This window comes from Shewanella sp. K8 (assembly GCF_028823715.1).
GTDB lineage: Bacteria > Pseudomonadota > Gammaproteobacteria > Enterobacterales > Shewanellaceae > Shewanella > Shewanella algae.
In genome coordinates this window covers 1-1,069 of sequence record NZ_JAPEHY010000085.1, presented here as the reverse complement: position 1 = coordinate 1,069, position 1,069 = coordinate 1, and the positions used below count along the sequence as shown (strand labels likewise).

1 pseudogene is annotated in these 1,069 nt (G+C 56.2%); it reads right to left on the bottom strand.

Annotated elements, in window-relative coordinates:
• A pseudogene (locus ON072_RS20995) lies at positions 1 to 1,069 on the bottom strand (BREX system P-loop protein BrxC); the annotation flags it as partial.

Here is a 1,069-nt window from a genome sequence, read left to right as displayed (position 1 = left end):
AAGCTCATTCAAGCGGGTGGTGGCCGGCGGCAGTGGCAGCGGCGCATCGCCACCGGCCTTGCGGGCAATTTGTTTTGCTTCGGTGATTGCCTGGCCAAGCTTGGATTGCTCCTCGCCATTGGTGCAGCTCACCCCGATGGCGTTTATCAGGCTGCGCACCTTGATAAGTTGCACGGTTGAGAGGCTAACGGTTTCGGGGCGGAATTTAGTTTGGCCAACCTTGGCTCGCTCGAGGCTTTTGGCATCGACGGGCTTTTCTTGTCCGTCTGCGGCTTTTAACACCCCAGCCGCTAACATGGCATAGAGGGCGCCATCGACGGTATCTTTTGGCCAGCCGTAAGGAGCACCTTGGAAGTTGTCACGGATTTCGGCGCCGGTTTTCATGACACCAATAAAGCGCTTAATGGCGACACACACCGGGTGTTTATCGGCTTCGTCGTTAAAGCCGATGGCGGCTAAGGCATTGGCATCGGCCGATTTACTGGCGCGGTCGTACACTGTGCCCCAGCCTTTGACATCGGCCAATTTGAATTCGTTGTAAAGGCGCTCACAGGCCTTTTTACCACCGTTTTCAAACTGCTCAGTGAGCGTATCACCTACCACCTCAGAGCCGCCGGCGAGCTGCACCAGAATAGCGTCGAAGATTTCTTTCAAAATAAGCTTTTTAGTGCGATCGGCATCGTTACGGCGGTGCTCCATCGCGCCTTGGGCGTCTTTACCAGCATCGGTGGCGGGCACACCGCCAAGCTCCAGGGTGGTTTCGGCGGCCTTGAAATCGACGATGGCACTTAAGAGCTCAGAGCGGCGAATGTTCGGCACATGCACGAAAAGGGTGGCATTGTCGGCGCTGGCACTTCTGACCGCATCGCTAAACTGGCGTTCGCTGCATTCGAGTACATGGGCATACAAACGCTTATTGGCGTCGGCGGGCAAATCGGCATCAAAACACAAATGCAGGGTGCGCCCCTCGGCCACCGAGCCTTGGTTTATTTTGGCGGCCTGTAACTGTTTGCGGATGTAGTGCTGAATTTCTTGGCTACGGAAGGTTTCGAGCCGCTGCGGATTGCCG